18 protein-coding genes are annotated in these 16,238 nt (G+C 41.5%); 5 read left to right on the plus strand and 13 right to left on the minus strand.

The annotated features are described in order from the left end of the window. Positions 1–30: 30 nt before the first annotated feature. The 4 genes from CSV61_RS10675 (at position 31) to CSV61_RS10690 (ending at position 4,448) form a co-directional block, all read left to right on the plus strand. Positions 31–873 carry a YitT family protein gene (locus tag CSV61_RS10675; RefSeq protein WP_083034603.1) on the plus strand — a complete coding sequence of 281 codons (843 nt, stop codon included), beginning with the start codon at positions 31–33 and terminating at the stop codon, positions 871–873. 78 nt (positions 874–951) lie between these two features. Next, positions 952–1,983 (plus strand): LLM class flavin-dependent oxidoreductase, encoded by a 1,032-nt coding sequence (locus tag CSV61_RS10680; protein ID WP_233193582.1) that lies wholly within the window; start codon positions 952–954, stop codon positions 1,981–1,983. A 245-nt stretch (positions 1,984–2,228) separates the two neighbouring features. After that, the gene (locus CSV61_RS10685; RefSeq protein ID WP_099639213.1) at positions 2,229–3,761 is read left to right on the plus strand and encodes an AbgT family transporter; all 1,533 of its coding nucleotides are present in this window, start codon (positions 2,229–2,231) and stop codon (positions 3,759–3,761) included. Positions 3,762–3,878: 117 nt separating this feature from the next. Next, positions 3,879–4,448 carry a nitroreductase family protein gene (locus CSV61_RS10690; RefSeq protein ID WP_099639214.1) on the plus strand — a complete coding sequence of 190 codons (570 nt, stop codon included), beginning with the start codon at positions 3,879–3,881 and terminating at the stop codon, positions 4,446–4,448. 89 nt (positions 4,449–4,537) lie between these two features. Here the strand turns inward: CSV61_RS10690 and CSV61_RS10695 are convergent, their stop codons facing one another. Further along, positions 4,538–5,500 carry an NAD(P)H-dependent flavin oxidoreductase gene (locus CSV61_RS10695; RefSeq protein WP_083034600.1) on the minus strand — a complete coding sequence of 321 codons (963 nt, stop codon included), beginning with the start codon at positions 5,498–5,500 and terminating at the stop codon, positions 4,538–4,540. Positions 5,501–5,563: 63 nt separating this feature from the next. Between CSV61_RS10695 and CSV61_RS10700 the strand changes: the two genes are divergently transcribed. Then, positions 5,564–6,091: a gamma carbonic anhydrase family protein gene (locus CSV61_RS10700; RefSeq protein WP_083034599.1), complete on the plus strand. Its 528-nt coding sequence runs from the start codon at positions 5,564–5,566 to the stop codon at positions 6,089–6,091. A 55-nt stretch (positions 6,092–6,146) separates the two neighbouring features. Here CSV61_RS10700 and paaX read toward each other — a convergent pair whose 3' ends face one another. The 12 genes from paaX to paaA form a co-directional block, all read right to left on the minus strand. Continuing rightward, positions 6,147–7,007, minus strand: coding sequence for a phenylacetic acid degradation operon negative regulatory protein PaaX (paaX, locus tag CSV61_RS10705; RefSeq protein WP_083034598.1), 861 nt, complete (start codon positions 7,005–7,007; stop codon positions 6,147–6,149). A gap of 95 nt (positions 7,008–7,102) precedes the next feature. Next, positions 7,103–7,879 (minus strand): enoyl-CoA hydratase-related protein, encoded by a 777-nt coding sequence (locus CSV61_RS10710; RefSeq protein ID WP_099639215.1) that lies wholly within the window; start codon positions 7,877–7,879, stop codon positions 7,103–7,105. A gap of 36 nt (positions 7,880–7,915) precedes the next feature. Beyond that, a complete protein-coding gene (locus CSV61_RS10715; RefSeq protein WP_083034596.1) occupies positions 7,916–9,121 on the minus strand; it encodes a thiolase family protein in 1,206 nt (401 codons plus the stop codon). Beyond that, positions 9,118–9,990, minus strand: a complete 873-nt coding sequence (locus CSV61_RS10720) for a 3-hydroxyacyl-CoA dehydrogenase (RefSeq protein ID WP_083034595.1) — start codon at positions 9,988–9,990, stop codon at positions 9,118–9,120. The genes CSV61_RS10715 and CSV61_RS10720 overlap by 4 nt, the downstream gene beginning before the upstream one ends. A 94-nt stretch (positions 9,991–10,084) precedes the next feature. Next, positions 10,085–11,599 carry an aldehyde dehydrogenase family protein gene (locus CSV61_RS10725; RefSeq protein WP_083034594.1) on the minus strand — a complete coding sequence of 505 codons (1,515 nt, stop codon included), beginning with the start codon at positions 11,597–11,599 and terminating at the stop codon, positions 10,085–10,087. A gap of 14 nt (positions 11,600–11,613) precedes the next feature. Next, positions 11,614–12,387 (minus strand): enoyl-CoA hydratase-related protein, encoded by a 774-nt coding sequence (locus tag CSV61_RS10730; RefSeq protein ID WP_083034593.1) that lies wholly within the window; start codon positions 12,385–12,387, stop codon positions 11,614–11,616. Positions 12,388–12,401: 14 nt separating this feature from the next. After that, complete coding sequence (locus CSV61_RS10735; RefSeq protein WP_083034592.1) at positions 12,402–13,178, minus strand: enoyl-CoA hydratase/isomerase family protein; 777 nt, start codon at positions 13,176–13,178, stop codon at positions 12,402–12,404. After that, positions 13,175–13,480 carry an EthD family reductase gene (locus CSV61_RS10740; RefSeq protein ID WP_029054019.1) on the minus strand — a complete coding sequence of 102 codons (306 nt, stop codon included), beginning with the start codon at positions 13,478–13,480 and terminating at the stop codon, positions 13,175–13,177. The genes CSV61_RS10735 and CSV61_RS10740 overlap by 4 nt, the downstream gene beginning before the upstream one ends. Positions 13,481–13,494: 14 nt before the next feature. Beyond that, positions 13,495–13,998: a 1,2-phenylacetyl-CoA epoxidase subunit PaaD gene (paaD, locus tag CSV61_RS10745; RefSeq protein ID WP_083034591.1), complete on the minus strand. Its 504-nt coding sequence runs from the start codon at positions 13,996–13,998 to the stop codon at positions 13,495–13,497. 24 nt (positions 13,999–14,022) lie between these two features. Then, the gene (paaC, locus tag CSV61_RS10750) at positions 14,023–14,832 is read right to left on the minus strand and encodes a 1,2-phenylacetyl-CoA epoxidase subunit PaaC (protein WP_199173615.1); all 810 of its coding nucleotides are present in this window, start codon (positions 14,830–14,832) and stop codon (positions 14,023–14,025) included. After that, positions 14,829–15,176: a 1,2-phenylacetyl-CoA epoxidase subunit PaaB gene (paaB, locus tag CSV61_RS10755; protein WP_083034590.1), complete on the minus strand. Its 348-nt coding sequence runs from the start codon at positions 15,174–15,176 to the stop codon at positions 14,829–14,831. The genes paaC and paaB overlap by 4 nt, the downstream gene beginning before the upstream one ends. A gap of 16 nt (positions 15,177–15,192) precedes the next feature. Then, positions 15,193–16,146: a 1,2-phenylacetyl-CoA epoxidase subunit PaaA gene (paaA, locus tag CSV61_RS10760; RefSeq protein ID WP_083034589.1), complete on the minus strand. Its 954-nt coding sequence runs from the start codon at positions 16,144–16,146 to the stop codon at positions 15,193–15,195. Positions 16,147–16,238 lie beyond the last annotated feature (92 nt).

A 16,238-nucleotide genomic window follows, 5' to 3' on the forward strand; every position in this document is an offset into this window, starting at 1 on the left:
TATGTTGTCTTTTCGGAAAGAAGGGATTATATGCAACGAACACTACTTGATTATGCCGCATTAATCTTAGGGTCGTTCATATTCGCAATGGGGATCAACTACTTCGCGATTCCGAATATGCTATCTGAAGGCGGCGTCATCGGGATTACCATTATTACATACTATTTATTTGAATGGTCACCTGGACTTGTCAGTTTCGTGATCAACTTAGCACTCGTTGCCATCGGGTATAGGTTCTTCAGTAAGCGGACGATTATCTATACTGTCGTCACCATTATATTCTCGTCCATTTTCCTAGAGTTAACGAAGAATTGGGGAGAACAGCTGGGCAGCGATACATTACTAGCTGCGTTGTTTGCCGGTTTATTTGTTGGTGGGGGGCTCGGCCTGATCTTTCGTGTGGGCGGCACTTCCGGCGGCGCGACTACGGTTGCCCGAATGCTTCAGCAATGGCTTGGCTGGAGTGTCGGGAAGGCAATGCTAGTCATTGATATTTCCGTCATTTTATTGTCAGCCTTTGTTATTGGTAAAGAAAAAGCCATGTTTACACTCGTTGCTGTGTATGTGGGTGCAAAAGTAATTGATAGAATCGTAGACGGGGCAGATGACCGAAAAGCCGTGATGATCATTTCGAAACACCAAGAAGATATTCGACATGAATTACTCACAACAATGGGTAGAGGCGTGACGATTCTTGACGGCCGCGGCGGCTATACACTCGAGAAACAAGCGATTTTATATATTATTATTAACCAGACAGAAATTGTACAGTTGCGACGTATTTTGGAGCGAGTAGACGAAGATGCATACGTCACCATCAACAATGTACAAGAAATTTTCAAGCACGGTTTTAAAGAAAGACGACCCAAATAAAAGGTGATTCTTGACAGTCATTTCTCTTAACATCCGTAACTCCTTCCTATACCATTACATGTAAAGGGAGGAATTACTGTGTCAAAAGCTATGAGCAAACAACCACCTATCCAATTATCTATTCTCGATTTAGCAACGATTTATAATAACGATACAGCTAGCCAAACATTGCAACATTCTACTAATCTAGTTCAACTGGCAGATCGACTCGGTTATACACGCTATTGGTTTGCGGAACATCACAATACGAGGTTTCAAGTAAGTTCTTCTCCTGACTTGCTGGCAACACATGCCGCGGCTCACACGCAACGAATTCGTGTTGGTTCAGGCGGGATCATGCTACCGAACCATAGTCCATTGAAAGTCGTTGAGAACTTTTCATTGTTGGAATCGTTGCATCCAGGGCGCATCGATCTTGGTATTGGGCGTGCACCCGGTACTGACGGTATAACTGCATTGGCATTAAGACGGTCACGGGAAGCTGTGACCACATATGACTTCCCTGAACAGTTTGCAGAATTACTGGCGTTTTTCACGAATGACTTCCCAGACGAGCATCCGTTCAGCAAAATCAGTGCCACAGCAGAAGAGTCCATACCTAATTTGTTTATGCTCGGGTCAAGTGACGGGGGTATGCAGTTTGCTGCTGAATATGGACTCGGCTTTGCGTTCGCAGCACATATTAACCCGAGATTAGCAATTCCTATGTTGCAAACGTATCGCGAACGGTTCAAACCATCGCCATTCTTAAGTGAACCAAAAGGGATCCTTGCTTTGATCGTAGTATGTGCGGAGACAGAAGAACGAGCACATCAACTTGCACTTCCTGCACAGTTACAATGGGCACGTTGGGGAACGGGAAATTATAAATTGCCACCGCCGTCATTGGAGGAGGCAATTTCGCATTCATTCTCACCTGCAGAAGAATCCGTCACGAAAGAGAATGAAGGACGCTTTGTCATCGGCACCCCTTCTCAAGTCAAAAAACAGCTCGATTCTCTTGCAGAACAAGCGATGGTCGATGAAATCATGATTTTAAATATGATTCCCGATATACAAGCGAGAGAGCAGTCATTCTATCTACTGGCTGAAGCGTTTCAATTAGCATGAAACTTGTGCTTCGTGAAATAAGAATATATGGTTAGTACATGTCTCCCCACCTACTATTTGGTGGGTTTTTCTTTCGTTATTATACTATTCACACTCCCCGCAAGAGTCGCAACTATCTTCCAATTTAATTATTTCAATAAAGCATTTCACTCGACAGCGTTCTTCTATATACTTGATAATATCTGAAAAATTTATACCTTTTCATGATGGATTGAATAGTATTTTTCAAGTGAGAGGAGATTATCATGGATAAACAGAAAAAAGGATTTTTCCAGAAGTTTTTGGATATGATTGAGAAAACCGGTAACCGATTACCACATCCGGTTACATTATTTGCTGTTTTGGCTTTATTGGTAATCGTCATCTCAGCAGTAGTCTCTTACTTCGGAGTTAGCGCAGAACACCCGGGTAAAGAAGGCGAAATGATTGAAGTAAATAATTTACTGAGTAGTGAAGGGATTCATTACATCATTACGAATATGACCGATAACTTTATCGGTTTTGCTCCGCTTGGTGTCGTGCTGATCACGATGCTTGGTATTGGGGTCGCAGAAGGTTCAGGATTGATCAGTGCTTTACTTCGCGGCTTTGTGATGTCTGTTCCTAAACGAATGATCACGCTTGGATTAGTATTTGCAGGTGTTATGTCGAGTGTAGCGTCTGATGCGGGTTACGTTGTCCTGCCGCCACTTGGTGCGGTGTTGTTCGCAGCACTTGGAAGACACCCTCTTGCGGGTCTAGCAGCTGCCTTTGCCGGGGTTTCCGGTGGATTCAGTGCAAACTTGCTACTTTCAGGTACTGATGCATTACTTGGCGAATTGACGATCATGTCCGCAGCGATCATCAATCCCGAATATGCTGAAGGTATGAACATTGCCATGAACTACTACTTCATCGCATTTTCCGTTATCGTTCTTACATTCGTTGGTGCGTGGGTTACAGAAAAGATTGTAGAACCTCGTCTAGGAGAATATAACGGTGAATTCCGCGAGAAAGTTGAAAAGCTAACTCGTCTGGAAAAGAAAGGTTTGATTTTGGCAGGTGTTTCTGTCGTTATTGCAGGAGCATTGGTTGCGCTTCTCGTTATATTCCCAGGCGCTCCGTTGCGCGGGGATGAAGCAGATATGCCGATCATCAAATCGCCATTTATGAAATCGCTCGTGCCGATCATTGCATTTATGTTCTTTGTGCCAGGCCTCGTCTACGGTAGAGTAACGAAATTGATCCGTAATGACAAAGACGTAGCCGCTATGATGTCGACGACAATGTCTGCAATGGGAATGTTTATCGTGCTTTCATTCACAGCAAGTCAGTTCGTCGCATTCTTCTCTGAGTCTAATATGGGCTTAGTGTTAGGTGTTTACGGCGCAAACTTCCTTGACAGTATTAATTTAACAGGGATTCCTTTGTTACTGATGTTCATTGTCATTGCAGCGTTCATCAACTTGTTTATCGGTAGTGCATCTGCGAAATGGGCCATGATGGCTCCAGTTTTCGTACCGATTATGATGCAACTTGGCTATTCTCCTGAACTGACGCAAATGGCATATCGCGTGGCGGATTCTTCGACTAATATCATTTCACCGCTCATGACTTATTTCGCGATCATCATTGCCTTTGCCCAGAAATACGATAAGAAGATGGGAATCGGGACGCTCGTTTCCGTTATGTTCCCCTACTCCATGTTCTTCTTGCTGTTCTGGAGCATAACGTTAATTGTTTGGATGTTGCTAGGAATTGATCTTGGACCTGGCTCCCCTATTTATTACTTGAAATAAGATGACCATTGCCTCGTAAGTGCATTCTTTGCTCTTACGGGGTTTTTTATGATAACATAGTAGTTGATAATGGTTTTCATTTAGAATGATTCTATCTATCAAAAGGAGTTTTTAGCTATGGTTTATGAAGGAAAAAATGCTGTGGAGAAATCGATTATGGGCAGACGCTCCATCAAGAAATTTAAAAAAGACCCGGTCGATATAGATGAAATAATAGAACTACTCAACGTCGCAAAATGGGCTCCGAATCATAAGTTAACCGAGCCGTGGCGCTTTCAGTTATATGTGGATGAAGGCAAAGATAAATTTGTAGAAGCGTTTTTAGCATCCCAAGAAAAGGATGGGAATATACCGGAAAAAGCACAAAATAAAGCCGCATATTTCCGCGATATCCCTTTGCATTTAGTCGTCGTCATGCCGGAAGATTCACGTAAAAAGCGTTGGGATGAGGACTATGCTGCAATTTCTGCGATGATCCAGAACTTTCAGTTGGCTGCATGGGAACGTGGAATCGGCATGATCTGGCGCACGAATGACTGGACACATGACCCGGTATTTAAAGATGCGATCGGTGTGAAGTCAGACGAAAAGATTGTCGGAACACTAATGATCGGCTATCCGCAACATGTGCCTAAGCCTGAGGAACGTAAGGATATTCGTACTGTGCTGACTATTATCGATGAATGAACTACTATAACAGTTATATGTATATTCATATTATGGCTTTAAATATAAAAGTAACTTGCCCTCAAAACTGAGAGCAAGCTACTTTTATATCAATTAGTATTCGTCCCCAATAAATTTCCAGTACGCTTGCACGCTTCCTTCGCTTCTTCCATCATACGCTCAATAAGCTCTTGAACGGTTGGAACGTCGTCTATCAATCCAGCCACCTGACCGCTATTGATATATCCGTTTTGCATGTCTCCTTTAATAGCACCCAACTTATGCTGTTCTTCAGTTGTTGCTTCATTAAATTCTTCTAGCGTCATTCCTTCTTTTTCACGCTTCTCTAAAGTTGCTACATACTCGTTTGTTAACACTCTTCTTACTCGTCCCACTTTACGGCCAATAATTCTCGTTTCTACGTCTGATGCGTCTACTAGACGTTGCTTATAATGTTCGTGTGCCTGCATTTCCTTTGTGGCTATAAAGCGCGTGCCCATCTGAACACCTTCGGCACCTAAAACAAGTGCTGCAGCCAAACCTTTCCCATCGCCTACTCCACCTGCTGCTACGACAGGAATCTGAACATTTGCAGTGATTTGCGGGATCAATGTCATGGTAGTTAATTCAAGCGGTGAGTTAATTCCAGCAGCTTCAAACCCCTCTGCCACAAGTATATCTGCCCCAGCTTCTTCCGCTTTTACAGCATGTTTAACAGATGCTATGATAGCTATAACCTTGATTCCATGGTTGTGTAAACGTTGAATGTATGGTGACGGATTCCCTGCTGATAAAGATATAACCGGTACTTGGTGTTTAATAACCAACTCTAGTAATTCTTCGACGTAAGGAGTTACATTAATCGCAATATTTACCGCAAAAGGACGCGAAGTTATAGATTTCAAATCAGTAATTTTACGATCAACCTCTTCTATAGTGGAGGTTCCACAACCGATTGTGCCTAAGCCACCAGCTTCTGAAATAGCTGCCGCCAATTTAGGACTACTAATATCACCCATACCTCCTTGAATGATTGGATATTGGATAGATAATACGTTACATAACGAATTCATACAATACACTCCCTTTTATGTTATACTTTATCATATATTTCATTATATTGGAGGAGGAAACTCATGATTATACCTTATAATAAGAAAAGCCCAGTAGTTGATGCATCCGCTTTCGTTGCTCCAGGTGCTTATTTGATTGGCGATGTGACAGTTGGTGAAGAATCTACAATATGGTTTAACTCTGTACTACGCGCAGACGAGGGCGCGATTGTAATTGGCAAGCGCTGTAGTATACAAGACAATTCTACAATCCATCTATATGAAGATGCACCTGTTGAAATTGAAGACGAAGTAACCGTCGGACATAATGTAGTATTGCATGGTTGCAAAATTCAAAGACGTTCCATTATTGGTATGGGCTCAACGATTCTTGATCACGCCGATATTGGAGAAGAGTGTATTATTGGTGCGAACACGTTAATTCCTTCTGGAAAGGTTATTCCGCCACGTTCATTAGTAATCGGTTCCCCTGGAAAAGTCGTTCGACAATTAAACGACCAAGACCTTGAAATGATTCAGCTGTCTATTGATACGTATGTTCAAAAAGGAAAAGATTTCAATATTATTTTACAAAATGAACTAAACGTTTAATATACTGTGATTTAGAAAAGCCGTGAGCGTAAAATATGCTCACGGCTTTTCTGAATCATTTTATAATCATCGGGTTATCTTCAGCATCATACGATGCATCTTTTCTACTTATATCATTATCTTTTTCAAATATGTGTTCAAAAAAACGATTCGCAGGTTCAGCAAGTAGTTTATAATATTGTGCAAATAAATGAGCTGAGTGTGTTCCGCTCCACATCTCAGGAAGAAGTTCTTTTGGCAAACCAGGATCAATGAACAAGAACTTTCGATATTCATGCACTAGATTAGTACGTTCTACAAAACACTGAGCGTCCGACAACAAACCACTTTCCATTTCACTCGTTGCCACGACGAACTTTTGACTGTATATCGAAATAAATTCTCCATACTTTTTCTCTATCTCTTCAAGAGGCCAACTCTTGGCAACCAACTCTTGGTTTGACCTTGGTCCCGTGTACTTTGAGAGAAATAAGTCAGCATGTTCTTCAATTTCATATTTTGCTATTAATAAACGTACTTCTTTTGCCAAATCATTCGGCGTAATCCAACAACCATTCGTAAAAGTACCGAACCCACTCCATAAAAGCTCTTTCCGCAATTCATCACGAAGTTGTCGTTTATCTTCAGGTATGTTGTACATCAACATACGCCATTGCCCATCCCATTCATGAGGCTCTAATTTAAAAATACGCGATGCAGCTTCCTCGATACGAGAAACTCCACGGTCTGTTAAGTAATAATAACTTTTTCTTCCTTCACGTTCTGTTTCAAACCAGCCTTGTTTCATCATACGAGATAGAACAACGCGTACGGCTTGTTCATTATGGCCAAATTCTTTCATCAACCGGATCAAGCTACCAATCCAAATTTTATTTCCATAATGGCGCACGTAATCACCAAAAATTGTAAATATCATCGATTGTGTATTAGAGATAGAAAAAACCACTCTTTCAATTAAATTATTTGGTTCCTTCTCTCCATTATAACCGTTGGCCAATATTGATGACAAGCTTATGTGCCTTGGAATTCCGGTTCACGTTTTTCATTGAATGCCGTTAAAGCCTCAACGCGATCTTCGGTCGGGATGACTAATTCGTATGCTTTCGTTTCAATTGCAAGTCCTGTACGAAGGTCCGTATTTAGACCTTCATCAATTGCATATTTAGCTTGTTTAATTGCAACAGGACCATTTTTCATAATAGCTTCCGCTAATTCTTCGCAAGTAGCTAGTAAATTACTTGATTCTACTACTTTTAATACAATGCCTAGCTCTAATGCTTCCGCTGCAGTCAAGCGTTTAGCAGTGAATATAAGCTCTTTTGCTTTCATCACGCCAACTAATCGAGGTAGCCGTTGTGTGCCTCCTGCTCCTGGAATGATAGCCCAACTTGTTTCAGTCAAGCCTAACGTAGCATGACTAACGGCGATCGAGAAATCGCAAGCCAGCATCAATTCAAAACCACCGCCAAGTGCATGACCATTCACAGCGGCGATTGTAGGCTGAGGTAATTCTGCTATACTATTGAATACGTCACGAATAGCTTTTACGTTGCGACGCACTTCCGATTCGTTAAGAGTCTTACGTTCTTTTAAATCCGCACCCGCACTGAATGCCTTTTCTCCTTCTCCTTTAAAAATCACAGCTCTGATATCAGGTGCAATGTGGAGAGTCTCTACTATTTCTTGTAGTTCTTTTAAGGCAGGGTAATTAAAGCAATTTAAAGATTCAGGCCGATTGATTGTTACATAAGCAATACGATTTTCAACTTTCAATAAAACTGGTTTCATTATATAAGCTCCTTTATGCGTCAATCGTAAGTAGTTTTATAGTTCTGGCTTTTCTACGATCATGGCTATACCTTGTCCAACACCTATACACATAGTGGCCAGACCGTATTGCGTATTACGCTTATTCATTTCATATATTAACGTCATCAAAATACGTGCACCGCTTGCTCCGAGTGGATGTCCGTATGCAATGGCTCCACCGTTGACATTTACTTTGTCTGTATCCAGTTCTAATTGGCGAATACATTCAAGCGACTGGGAAGCAAATGCTTCATTTAATTCTACCAAGCCCATATCATCCGCTGTTAAATCCGCGCGTTTTAAAGCTTTGCGTGAGGCATAAATTGGTCCTAGACCCATCACCGCTGGCTCAAGACCTGCTACTGCGCCTGTCACATACTTTGCAAGTGGTTTCAGGCCAAGCTCTTTCGCTTTCTCTGCACTCATTACTAAAAGTGCTGCAGCTCCATCGTTTACACCTGACGCATTTCCTGCTGTAACTGACCCACCTTCAAATATTGGTCGTAGTTTCGCTAATGCCTCAACAGATGATTCTGGACGTGGATGTTCATCTCGCTCTACAATGATTTCATTGCCTTTACGATCTTTATATACAACTGGGACAATTTCTTTGCTGAATGCATCTTCCTCTATAGCCTTTTTCGCTCGACGTTGACTTTCATACGCAAAAGCATCTTGCTCTTCACGTGAAATGTTATAACGTTCTGCTACATTTTCCGCTGTTTTCGGCATAGTGTCAGATCCGTACATTTCTTCTAATTCCTTATTCGTAAAGCGCCATCCAATCGTCGTATCATACATTTTCATATCTCCGCGCGGGTACTCCACTTCAGGTTTACCCATTACAAATGGTGCGCGTGTCATGCTTTCCGTACCGCCTGCGATGAAGACATCCCCTTCGCCGGCCATGATCGCTCTTGCTGCATACATCACTGCGTCGATACCTGATCCACATAGGCGGTTAATTGTCGTTCCGCCCACTTCTATAGGTAAGCCGGCAAGTAATGCAGACATACGAGCCACGTTACGATTGTCTTCACCTGCTTGATTCGCGTTGCCAAAAATCACTTCTTCAATTTCTTCAGTAGGAAGACTTGGATTTCTTTCAATTAAGGCTTTGATTACTGTAGCACCCAAGTCGTCGGGGCGAACTGCTTTTAACGCTCCCTTATATCTTCCAAATGGTGTACGTACTGCATCAACGATTACTACTTCCCTCATGATTTCACCATCTCCTTGTTATCCGAATAATCATAGATCCCTTTTCCGCTTTTTCTACCAAGACGTCCAGCTTTAACGTATTGTTCTAGCAAAGGGGCAGGACGATATTTTTCACCCAGTTTCTCATGGAGATATTTCAAGTTATTCAAGCGTGCGTCTAGTCCAACTAAATCTACTAATTCAAACGGTCCCATAGGATAGTTGAGGCCTAGTTTAATTGCTTTATCGATTTCTTCGGGTGAACCTAGGCCTTCTTGCAACATATAGAACGCTTCGTTTCCGACTAAGGCGCTAATTCGGCTTGTGACGAACCCAGGGAATTCATTGATGACAACCGTTTCCTTCCCCATTTTAACGGCTACATTTCTAATGACCTCTGCTGTTTCATCACTCGTTTCTAGCCCGCGTATAATTTCTACAAGTGGCATTTTATGTACGGGATTGAAAAAGTGCATGGCAATAGTGCGTTCAGGACGCTGACCAAATGATGCAATTTCAGTAGGACTCATAGTCGACGTATTCGTTGCAAAATAACATGAAGCAGGTGCATTTTCTTCAATCGTTTGGAAGACTTGCTTCTTAATATCTGCTACTTCAGGCACTGCTTCAATTACAAGATCCGCTGTTTTTGCTGCTATTGCTAATTCTGTTTCAAAATGAAGATGACTACGAATATCATTTGCCACTTGTTGCGTAATTTTTTGTCGCTCCAAACCTTTCGTGATGATTAATTCAATTTCCTTCTCTGCATTTTCCAATGCTTGTTCATTAATATCTACGATGGTGACAGAATATCCACCTAGTGCACTTACATAGGCAATACCTCTACCCATCACACCAGAACCAACAACTACAATTTTTTCAATCATTTTATTTCCCCCTTTAAATGGCTATTTCCTATTTATAGTAAGAAAGAACAGAGGCATGCGAACTAGCCCCTGTTCCTTTTTAACGTAATGTTTTTTACAGTCCGAATGGGTTTAATGGGCGAGAACCATAATAAGACATAATACTCTTTGTCTCGGAATAAAGATCTAATGTTTCAATAGCTAACTCGCGTCCGAAACCAGATTGCTTGTATCCACCAAATGGTGTTCCAGGGAAAGCAGAGAATGGCGAGTTGATCATGACGATACCTGCTTGAATTTTATTTGCTACACGTGTTGCACGTGCGCCATCTTTAGACCAAACAGATGATGCAAGTCCAAATTCCGAGTCATTCGCTAGTGTGATCGCTTCTTTTTCATTCGAGAACTTGGATAGTACAACGACAGGACCAAAGATCTCTTCTTGTACTACACGCATTTCCTGCGTCACGTTACCGATGACTGTAGGCGCATACCAGAAACCTTTTTCAAAGCCTTCAGGATGTATTTGCTCACCGCCAGCTAAAATTTCTGCTCCTTCGTCAATTGCTGATTGTACATATTCCTTTACAGTATCTAACTGTCCTTGGTCAATTACTGCTCCAACATGTGTTTCTTTGCTGAACGGATCGCCAAGAACGATACGGTTCGTCTTTTCAATGAATTTCTCAACGAACTCATCATACACGTCTTCATGAATATAAATACGTGAACGTGCATCACATGACTGTCCAGTATTATTATAAATACCATAGATTGAGCAATCTACCGCTTGATCAATATCCGCATCTTCAAAGATTAGGCTTGGTGATTTACCGCCTAACTCTAATGTGACACGCTTCAATGTGCCAGAAGCACGTGCCATAATATCTTTACCAATCGGAGTAGATCCTGTGAAAGCTACCTTATTTACTAAATCATGTTCAACTAGATAGTTTCCAATTTCAGCACCTGATCCTGGTAAGATGTTTACTACACCTTCTGGAACTCCTGCTTCGTGGCAAATTTCACCTAATACAATTGCTGTTAGGGGTGTAAGGGATGCCGGTTTAATAATTACAGAACAACCTGCCGCAAGTGCCGGTGCAACTTTCCAAGCCGCCATCATTAGTGGGTAGTTCCATGGAATGATTTGAGCACATACACCAACTGGCTCTTTTTCCGTGTAGTTGTGGAACTGGCCAGGTACGTTATTTACGGAGCCGCGGTGTGAAACTAATGCACCTGCATAAAATTCAAAATCCTCTACCGCCTGATTAATCTGAGCTTGTGCTGCCGCAATCGTTTTCCCTGTATTTAGTACTTCTAGTTCTACTAATTCGCTAAAACGACTTCTCATAATCGCCGCAATCTTATTAAGGACACGAGCGCGTTTTCCTGTAGGTGTGATCTTCCACTTCCCATTATCAAATGCATTACGCGCCGCTTCAATTGCGCGCTGTGCATCTTCTTGAGTTGCTTTAGCGACTTCCGCTAAGAATTCCCCTGTTGCCGGATTATACACTTTTGTACGAGCGCCATTGCTGCTTTCTACTTGCTCTCCGTTGATAAATAATTTATAGAAATCACGCTTCATAGTTTGTGCTACTTCTTGCTCTTGAATTTTTGTCATGGTATTTCCTCCTCTTATTTTCCAATAAACTCAGGACTTCTTTTGTTTTTAAATGCTTCAATACCTTCCGCATGATCTTCAGTCAATCCAGCAATTCGCTGACTTTCCGCTTCACGTTGAAGATACTCTTCAAACGGTAGCGTCTGAACATCATTTAATCCTCTTTTAATTAGTCCAATTGCTTTAGTTGGCTTCGTTGCAATCGTCTTTGCAAACGCTTCCACTTCTACTTCGAAGTCTTCTTGTGAGAATACTTTCGTTGCTAGCCCTAAATCCAATGCCTGGGCCGCAGTGATTTTCTCGCCTAGAATTGAAATTTCTGCTGCTTTTGCTGCACCAACTAATTGTGATAGATAATACAGATTGCCAGAGTCGGGAATGAGTCCTACATGTATGAATGCATTTATGTAGCTGGCTTTCTCAGACATCAAACGGAAGTCACATGCTAGAGCTAGACTAAAACCAGCCCCAGCGGCTACTCCATTGACTGCTGCTATGATGGGCTTTTCTGTTTTCTTTATTTCCAGAATCATTGGACCGTAGTGGTCTCTTAGTACTTGCCCATGATCCATTTGTTCATCAACTTCTGATAGATCCTGGCCTGAACAGAATGCTCGACCTTCACCTGTTACGACGATGCATCTTGCATTGTCATCCTTTGATGCCATACGTAGCGCTTCTTTAATTTCACGGTTCATCTGCGCTACGAATGCATTTAATTTATCAGGACGATTCAATGTAAGCCAAGCAATACCATCTTTCAATTCGTATTGAATTGTTTCAAACATAGAAAATCGTCTCCTCATTTTCCTTTATATATCGGCTTTCTCTTTTCAACGAAAGCTTGCATTCCTTCTTTTTGATCCTCGGATGAAAATAGAAGATAGAAGTTCTTTCGCTCATACTGCATACCTTCATACAATGGATAGTCAACCGCCTTGTTTACTGAGTCTTTAATCATTCGGATAGCAAGTGGCGGCATGCTAGCGACCTTATTTGAAAACCGTAAAGCCTCTTCACGCAATAGCTCTTGAGAAACAATTCGGTTAATCACTCCATGTTTTTGTAGTTCAGTAGCTTTGATTCGCTCACCTGTCCATAACCACTCTATCGCTTTCGCACGTCCAACTAACTTAGTTAAGCGTTGCGTCCCGCCAGCTCCAGGCATGACACCTAAAGTCACTTCAGGGAATGAAAACTCTGTTCCATCCGCAGCCAAAAGAACATCGCAGCAAAGAGCAAGTTCAAAACCTCCACCAAAAACAAATCCATGAACTGCACCGATGACGGGTTTTTTGATGAGAGGAATCTGATCCCAGTCAGCAAACTGGTTCAATAATTCAAGACTCATTGAATCTGCTCCAGCCATCTCATCTATATCTGCACCAGCAGAGAAAGCTTTTCCCTTACCTACTAGTAAAATTACACGTATTTCGTCATTTCGATCAAACGATTGCAGCGCCTCGAGAATTTCACTAACCATATTGCGATTCAAAGAATTCAATTGCTTAGGTCTGTTTAATTCAATCATGCCGACTTGTTGATCCACCGATGTTTCTATGAATTTGTAAGCAGTCATTCGCTGTCTTCACCAATCATCAAAGTGACTAGCTTTCCAGCGAAGCCCATCAAGTCTTTTCCAGAAGCCTTTCCTTCATCAGAGCTCAAGCCTGCTTTTAATGATGCTGCATCATCATAGATCATTTCACACATCAAGTAATACGGTGGTTCTCCACCCATTGGGCTGCCAGTGAACTTTGTTACTTTCATCTCACGCAAGCCAGGAATCTTCGCTGTGATTGGTGAATGAACGTTGAAGTAATGCTCGTCAAATTCCTCTTTGTTTTCAGGGTGTTTGTATAATGCGATTAATTTAGCCATTTAAATTCCTCCAGTTACATTATTGTTGATACAGGTTTCATTGCTTCAAACGGAGTTTTACAACTCTTGCAATATAAAATACTTCTACAAGCCGTTGGTCCAAATATATTCTCCATCGTTACGTACGTTGAATCGCAATACGGACAATCCACATGCCAAGATCCATCCTCTTCTAGGTGACGTGGTGGAGCAGCGATTCCAAACTCTTTCAATCCTTTTTGTCCATTCTCTGTTACACGATCAGACGTCCAAGGAGGACTGAAAATAAATTCTACTTCGACGTTTTTGGATCCAGATAGCCCCATCACAGCATTCTTAGTATTCGTTCGGATGATTTCAAGTGCCGGGCAACCTAAAAACGTAGGTAATAAAGTTACCTTGATCTGTTCGGCTTCAACTTCCACTTTCTCCACCATTCCAAGATCCACTATACTGACTGTATCAATTTCAGGGTCCTTGACGCTTTCAAGCACCTTCCATACTTCTAAGTTTTGTGAGTTTTTTACTAGAGCTACCATTTCCAAAACACCTCTTTCTTTCTATTACCAGTTAGTGGCTGTATCGAGTCTGTACACTTCAGAAAGTGTATCGATTGCTGTTTGTAATTCATCTGTATGTTGTCCATTACGGCCATTCAACTTCGGTTCAGGGATTGTAGGTAAGTCCAACTGTAGTTGTTCAAAAGTCGGACGCAATGCTTCAAGCCAATTGTTTTGTATCTTTTCTTCCGAATCTATCAAGTCAAATCGTTCAATCAATTCTTTTTGTTCTCCGTAAGAGAATAGGTCTCCCATGTCTTCTACAACTAAGTCAATCGCGCTAGCCATTTTACTTTTTGCCTCTTCTGTTGAGCTTAGTAGTTGTTCGAACCACAACTTCCAATGCATGACATGGTAATAGAGTTCCATGCTTACTTTTACAGCAATTTCGCGAAGTGGTTCATATGAGCTTTCTCTTAGTGAATTGATTTTTGCTCTTTTCGCTTGTGTATAGAAGTAACTTCTAACTACTGTATAAGCCCAATCGTATTGTGGTGTATCCATATAATATCCGTCACCGTTGACACGTTCGGTCAACACACTATTCTTTCGTTCTTGTGCAGGACGTAAGTGAGCGAGATCGTCTGCTTTCCCTAACCCCAGGTCCTCTAGCAACTTATAATACATGGCTGCATGACCCATCGAATCTTGCGTGATGGAGGATGATGCAACATCTTCTTCTATATGTGGAGCCAGCCCTAACCATTCAGAGCCACGATATGAAAACAGAAAATCATCATCCGCTAATTGGAATATAAGCGCTTCTATAGCCTTTTTCTCTTCTGCACTCATCATTCTTTCTACGTTACTCATTTTTCTTTACCTCCTGCCCAAGATAAGATTTCTTTCTCATCAAGCATTTCTTGTTCGTATTGACGCCATTTTTTACGCAAGTATCCATACCCTTTTGTAGTACGGTACTCTTTGTTATCCAAACGGTTCAAGGATAGGCGTTCTTCTTCATCCATACTGCGGATATTCTTTTTATTTACGACCCATATATCAACGACAGGCTCTCGACGCATAAAATTTTCTTGTGCCATCATAAGTGCCATGTCTTCATTTGGCGCTAGTAAATCAAATTGATGTTGGAATGATGCGGCATGGGTACGCTTACTGAATACTTCAAACTCTTGATAAAATGTTTTCTCTGACATATTCTCCATCGCTCCTTTATTCAACAACTGCACTTAACGCTTCACGTACCCACGCATTGTTCTCGTATGATGAACGGCGAAGATTAAGACGCGCTTGTGATTTTGGTCCATTATTTTTAATAATCTTTTTAAATTCTGTCCAGTCAGGTTGCTGGTATACCCAATGTTCTTTCTCTTGATCAAAATACAATGTATCGTCCGGAATTGTTAAACTTAGTGATAGAATTCTCGGAATGTATTTATCTAGGAAACTTTGACGTAATTCTTCATTCGTGTTCTTCCGAATACGATATTTGATAGTTGCTTCTTGCTTCGATGCACCTGTCGTAGCTTTACTTGGAGGTCCAAAGAACATAAGAAGTGCTGGCCACCAGCGGTTAAGTGCATCTTGCACCATTGCTCGCTGTTCTTCTGTTCCTTCTGCAAGTGCCATGATAATCGATTCTCCGTGCTGCGCATGGAATACCTCTTCTGCGCAAATACGTTGTAGTGCCTTAGCATATGGCCCGTAAGATGCGTCTAACATATTCGTTTGTGTAATGATCGCAGCCCCATCTACTAACCAACCGATCAATCCTGCATCTGCCCAAGTTTTTGTTTCCATATGAAACACATTATGAAATTTCAAATCCTCATTAAATAGATCTTGCATGATATCTCCGCGAGTTTTACCATATGGCTTCATCAAATCTTCTGCTACGCGTAACAATAATTGTCCATGGCCCATTTCATCTTGTACTTTCGCCATGATTCCAAGTTTTCGGTATAGCGAAGGTGCTTTAGGTACCCATTCTTTCTCAGGAAGTGCCCCCATAATTTCACTGATCCCGTGCATAGAGATAAGTTTAATTAATGTTTGGCGATACTCTTCTGGCATCCAATCGTCTGCTTGGATCTTATCGCCACTCTCTATGCGTTTCATGAAATACTCCATTTTTTCATCTGTGGTCATAGTCGTCATCGTTACCATTTATCTAATTCCTCCTTTAGATTGTGAACAGTTAATACCTTGTAGTATTTCTTGACAAAGGATTGGTATAACAGGTTTATAGAAATTAGTTA

Source organism: Sporosarcina sp. P3 (assembly GCF_002743415.1).
Lineage (GTDB): Bacteria > Bacillota > Bacilli > Bacillales_A > Planococcaceae > Sporosarcina > Sporosarcina ureae_A.

Bases quoted from the DNA above. Each gene is read 5' to 3' on its own strand.
- CSV61_RS10695 (WP_083034600.1), bottom strand. From the start codon at position 5,500: ATGAATTCGTTATGTAACGTATTATCTATCCAATATCCAATCATTCAA.
- paaA (WP_083034589.1), bottom strand. From the start codon at position 16,146: ATGGTAACGATGACGACTATGACCACAGATGAAAAAATGGAGTATTTC.
- paaC (WP_199173615.1), bottom strand. From the start codon at position 14,832: ATGAGTAACGTAGAAAGAATGATGAGTGCAGAAGAGAAAAAGGCTATA.
- paaB (WP_083034590.1), bottom strand. From the start codon at position 15,176: ATGTCAGAGAAAACATTTTATCAAGAGTTTGAAGTATTCAGTAAGCGT.
- paaD (WP_083034591.1), bottom strand. From the start codon at position 13,998: ATGGTAGCTCTAGTAAAAAACTCACAAAACTTAGAAGTATGGAAGGTG.
- CSV61_RS10675 (WP_083034603.1), top strand. From the start codon at position 31: ATGCAACGAACACTACTTGATTATGCCGCATTAATCTTAGGGTCGTTC.
- CSV61_RS10735 (WP_083034592.1), bottom strand. From the start codon at position 13,178: ATGACTGCTTACAAATTCATAGAAACATCGGTGGATCAACAAGTCGGC.
- CSV61_RS10710 (WP_099639215.1), bottom strand. From the start codon at position 7,879: ATGAAACCAGTTTTATTGAAAGTTGAAAATCGTATTGCTTATGTAACA.
- CSV61_RS10740 (WP_029054019.1), bottom strand. From the start codon at position 13,480: ATGGCTAAATTAATCGCATTATACAAACACCCTGAAAACAAAGAGGAA.
- CSV61_RS10730 (WP_083034593.1), bottom strand. From the start codon at position 12,387: ATGTTTGAAACAATTCAATACGAATTGAAAGATGGTATTGCTTGGCTT.
- CSV61_RS10715 (WP_083034596.1), bottom strand. From the start codon at position 9,121: ATGAGGGAAGTAGTAATCGTTGATGCAGTACGTACACCATTTGGAAGA.
- CSV61_RS10700 (WP_083034599.1), top strand. From the start codon at position 5,564: ATGATTATACCTTATAATAAGAAAAGCCCAGTAGTTGATGCATCCGCT.
- CSV61_RS10720 (WP_083034595.1), bottom strand. From the start codon at position 9,990: ATGATTGAAAAAATTGTAGTTGTTGGTTCTGGTGTGATGGGTAGAGGT.
- CSV61_RS10725 (WP_083034594.1), bottom strand. From the start codon at position 11,599: ATGACAAAAATTCAAGAGCAAGAAGTAGCACAAACTATGAAGCGTGAT.
- CSV61_RS10685 (WP_099639213.1), top strand. From the start codon at position 2,229: ATGGATAAACAGAAAAAAGGATTTTTCCAGAAGTTTTTGGATATGATT.
- paaX (WP_083034598.1), bottom strand. From the start codon at position 7,007: ATGATATTTACAATTTTTGGTGATTACGTGCGCCATTATGGAAATAAA.
- CSV61_RS10690 (WP_099639214.1), top strand. From the start codon at position 3,879: ATGGTTTATGAAGGAAAAAATGCTGTGGAGAAATCGATTATGGGCAGA.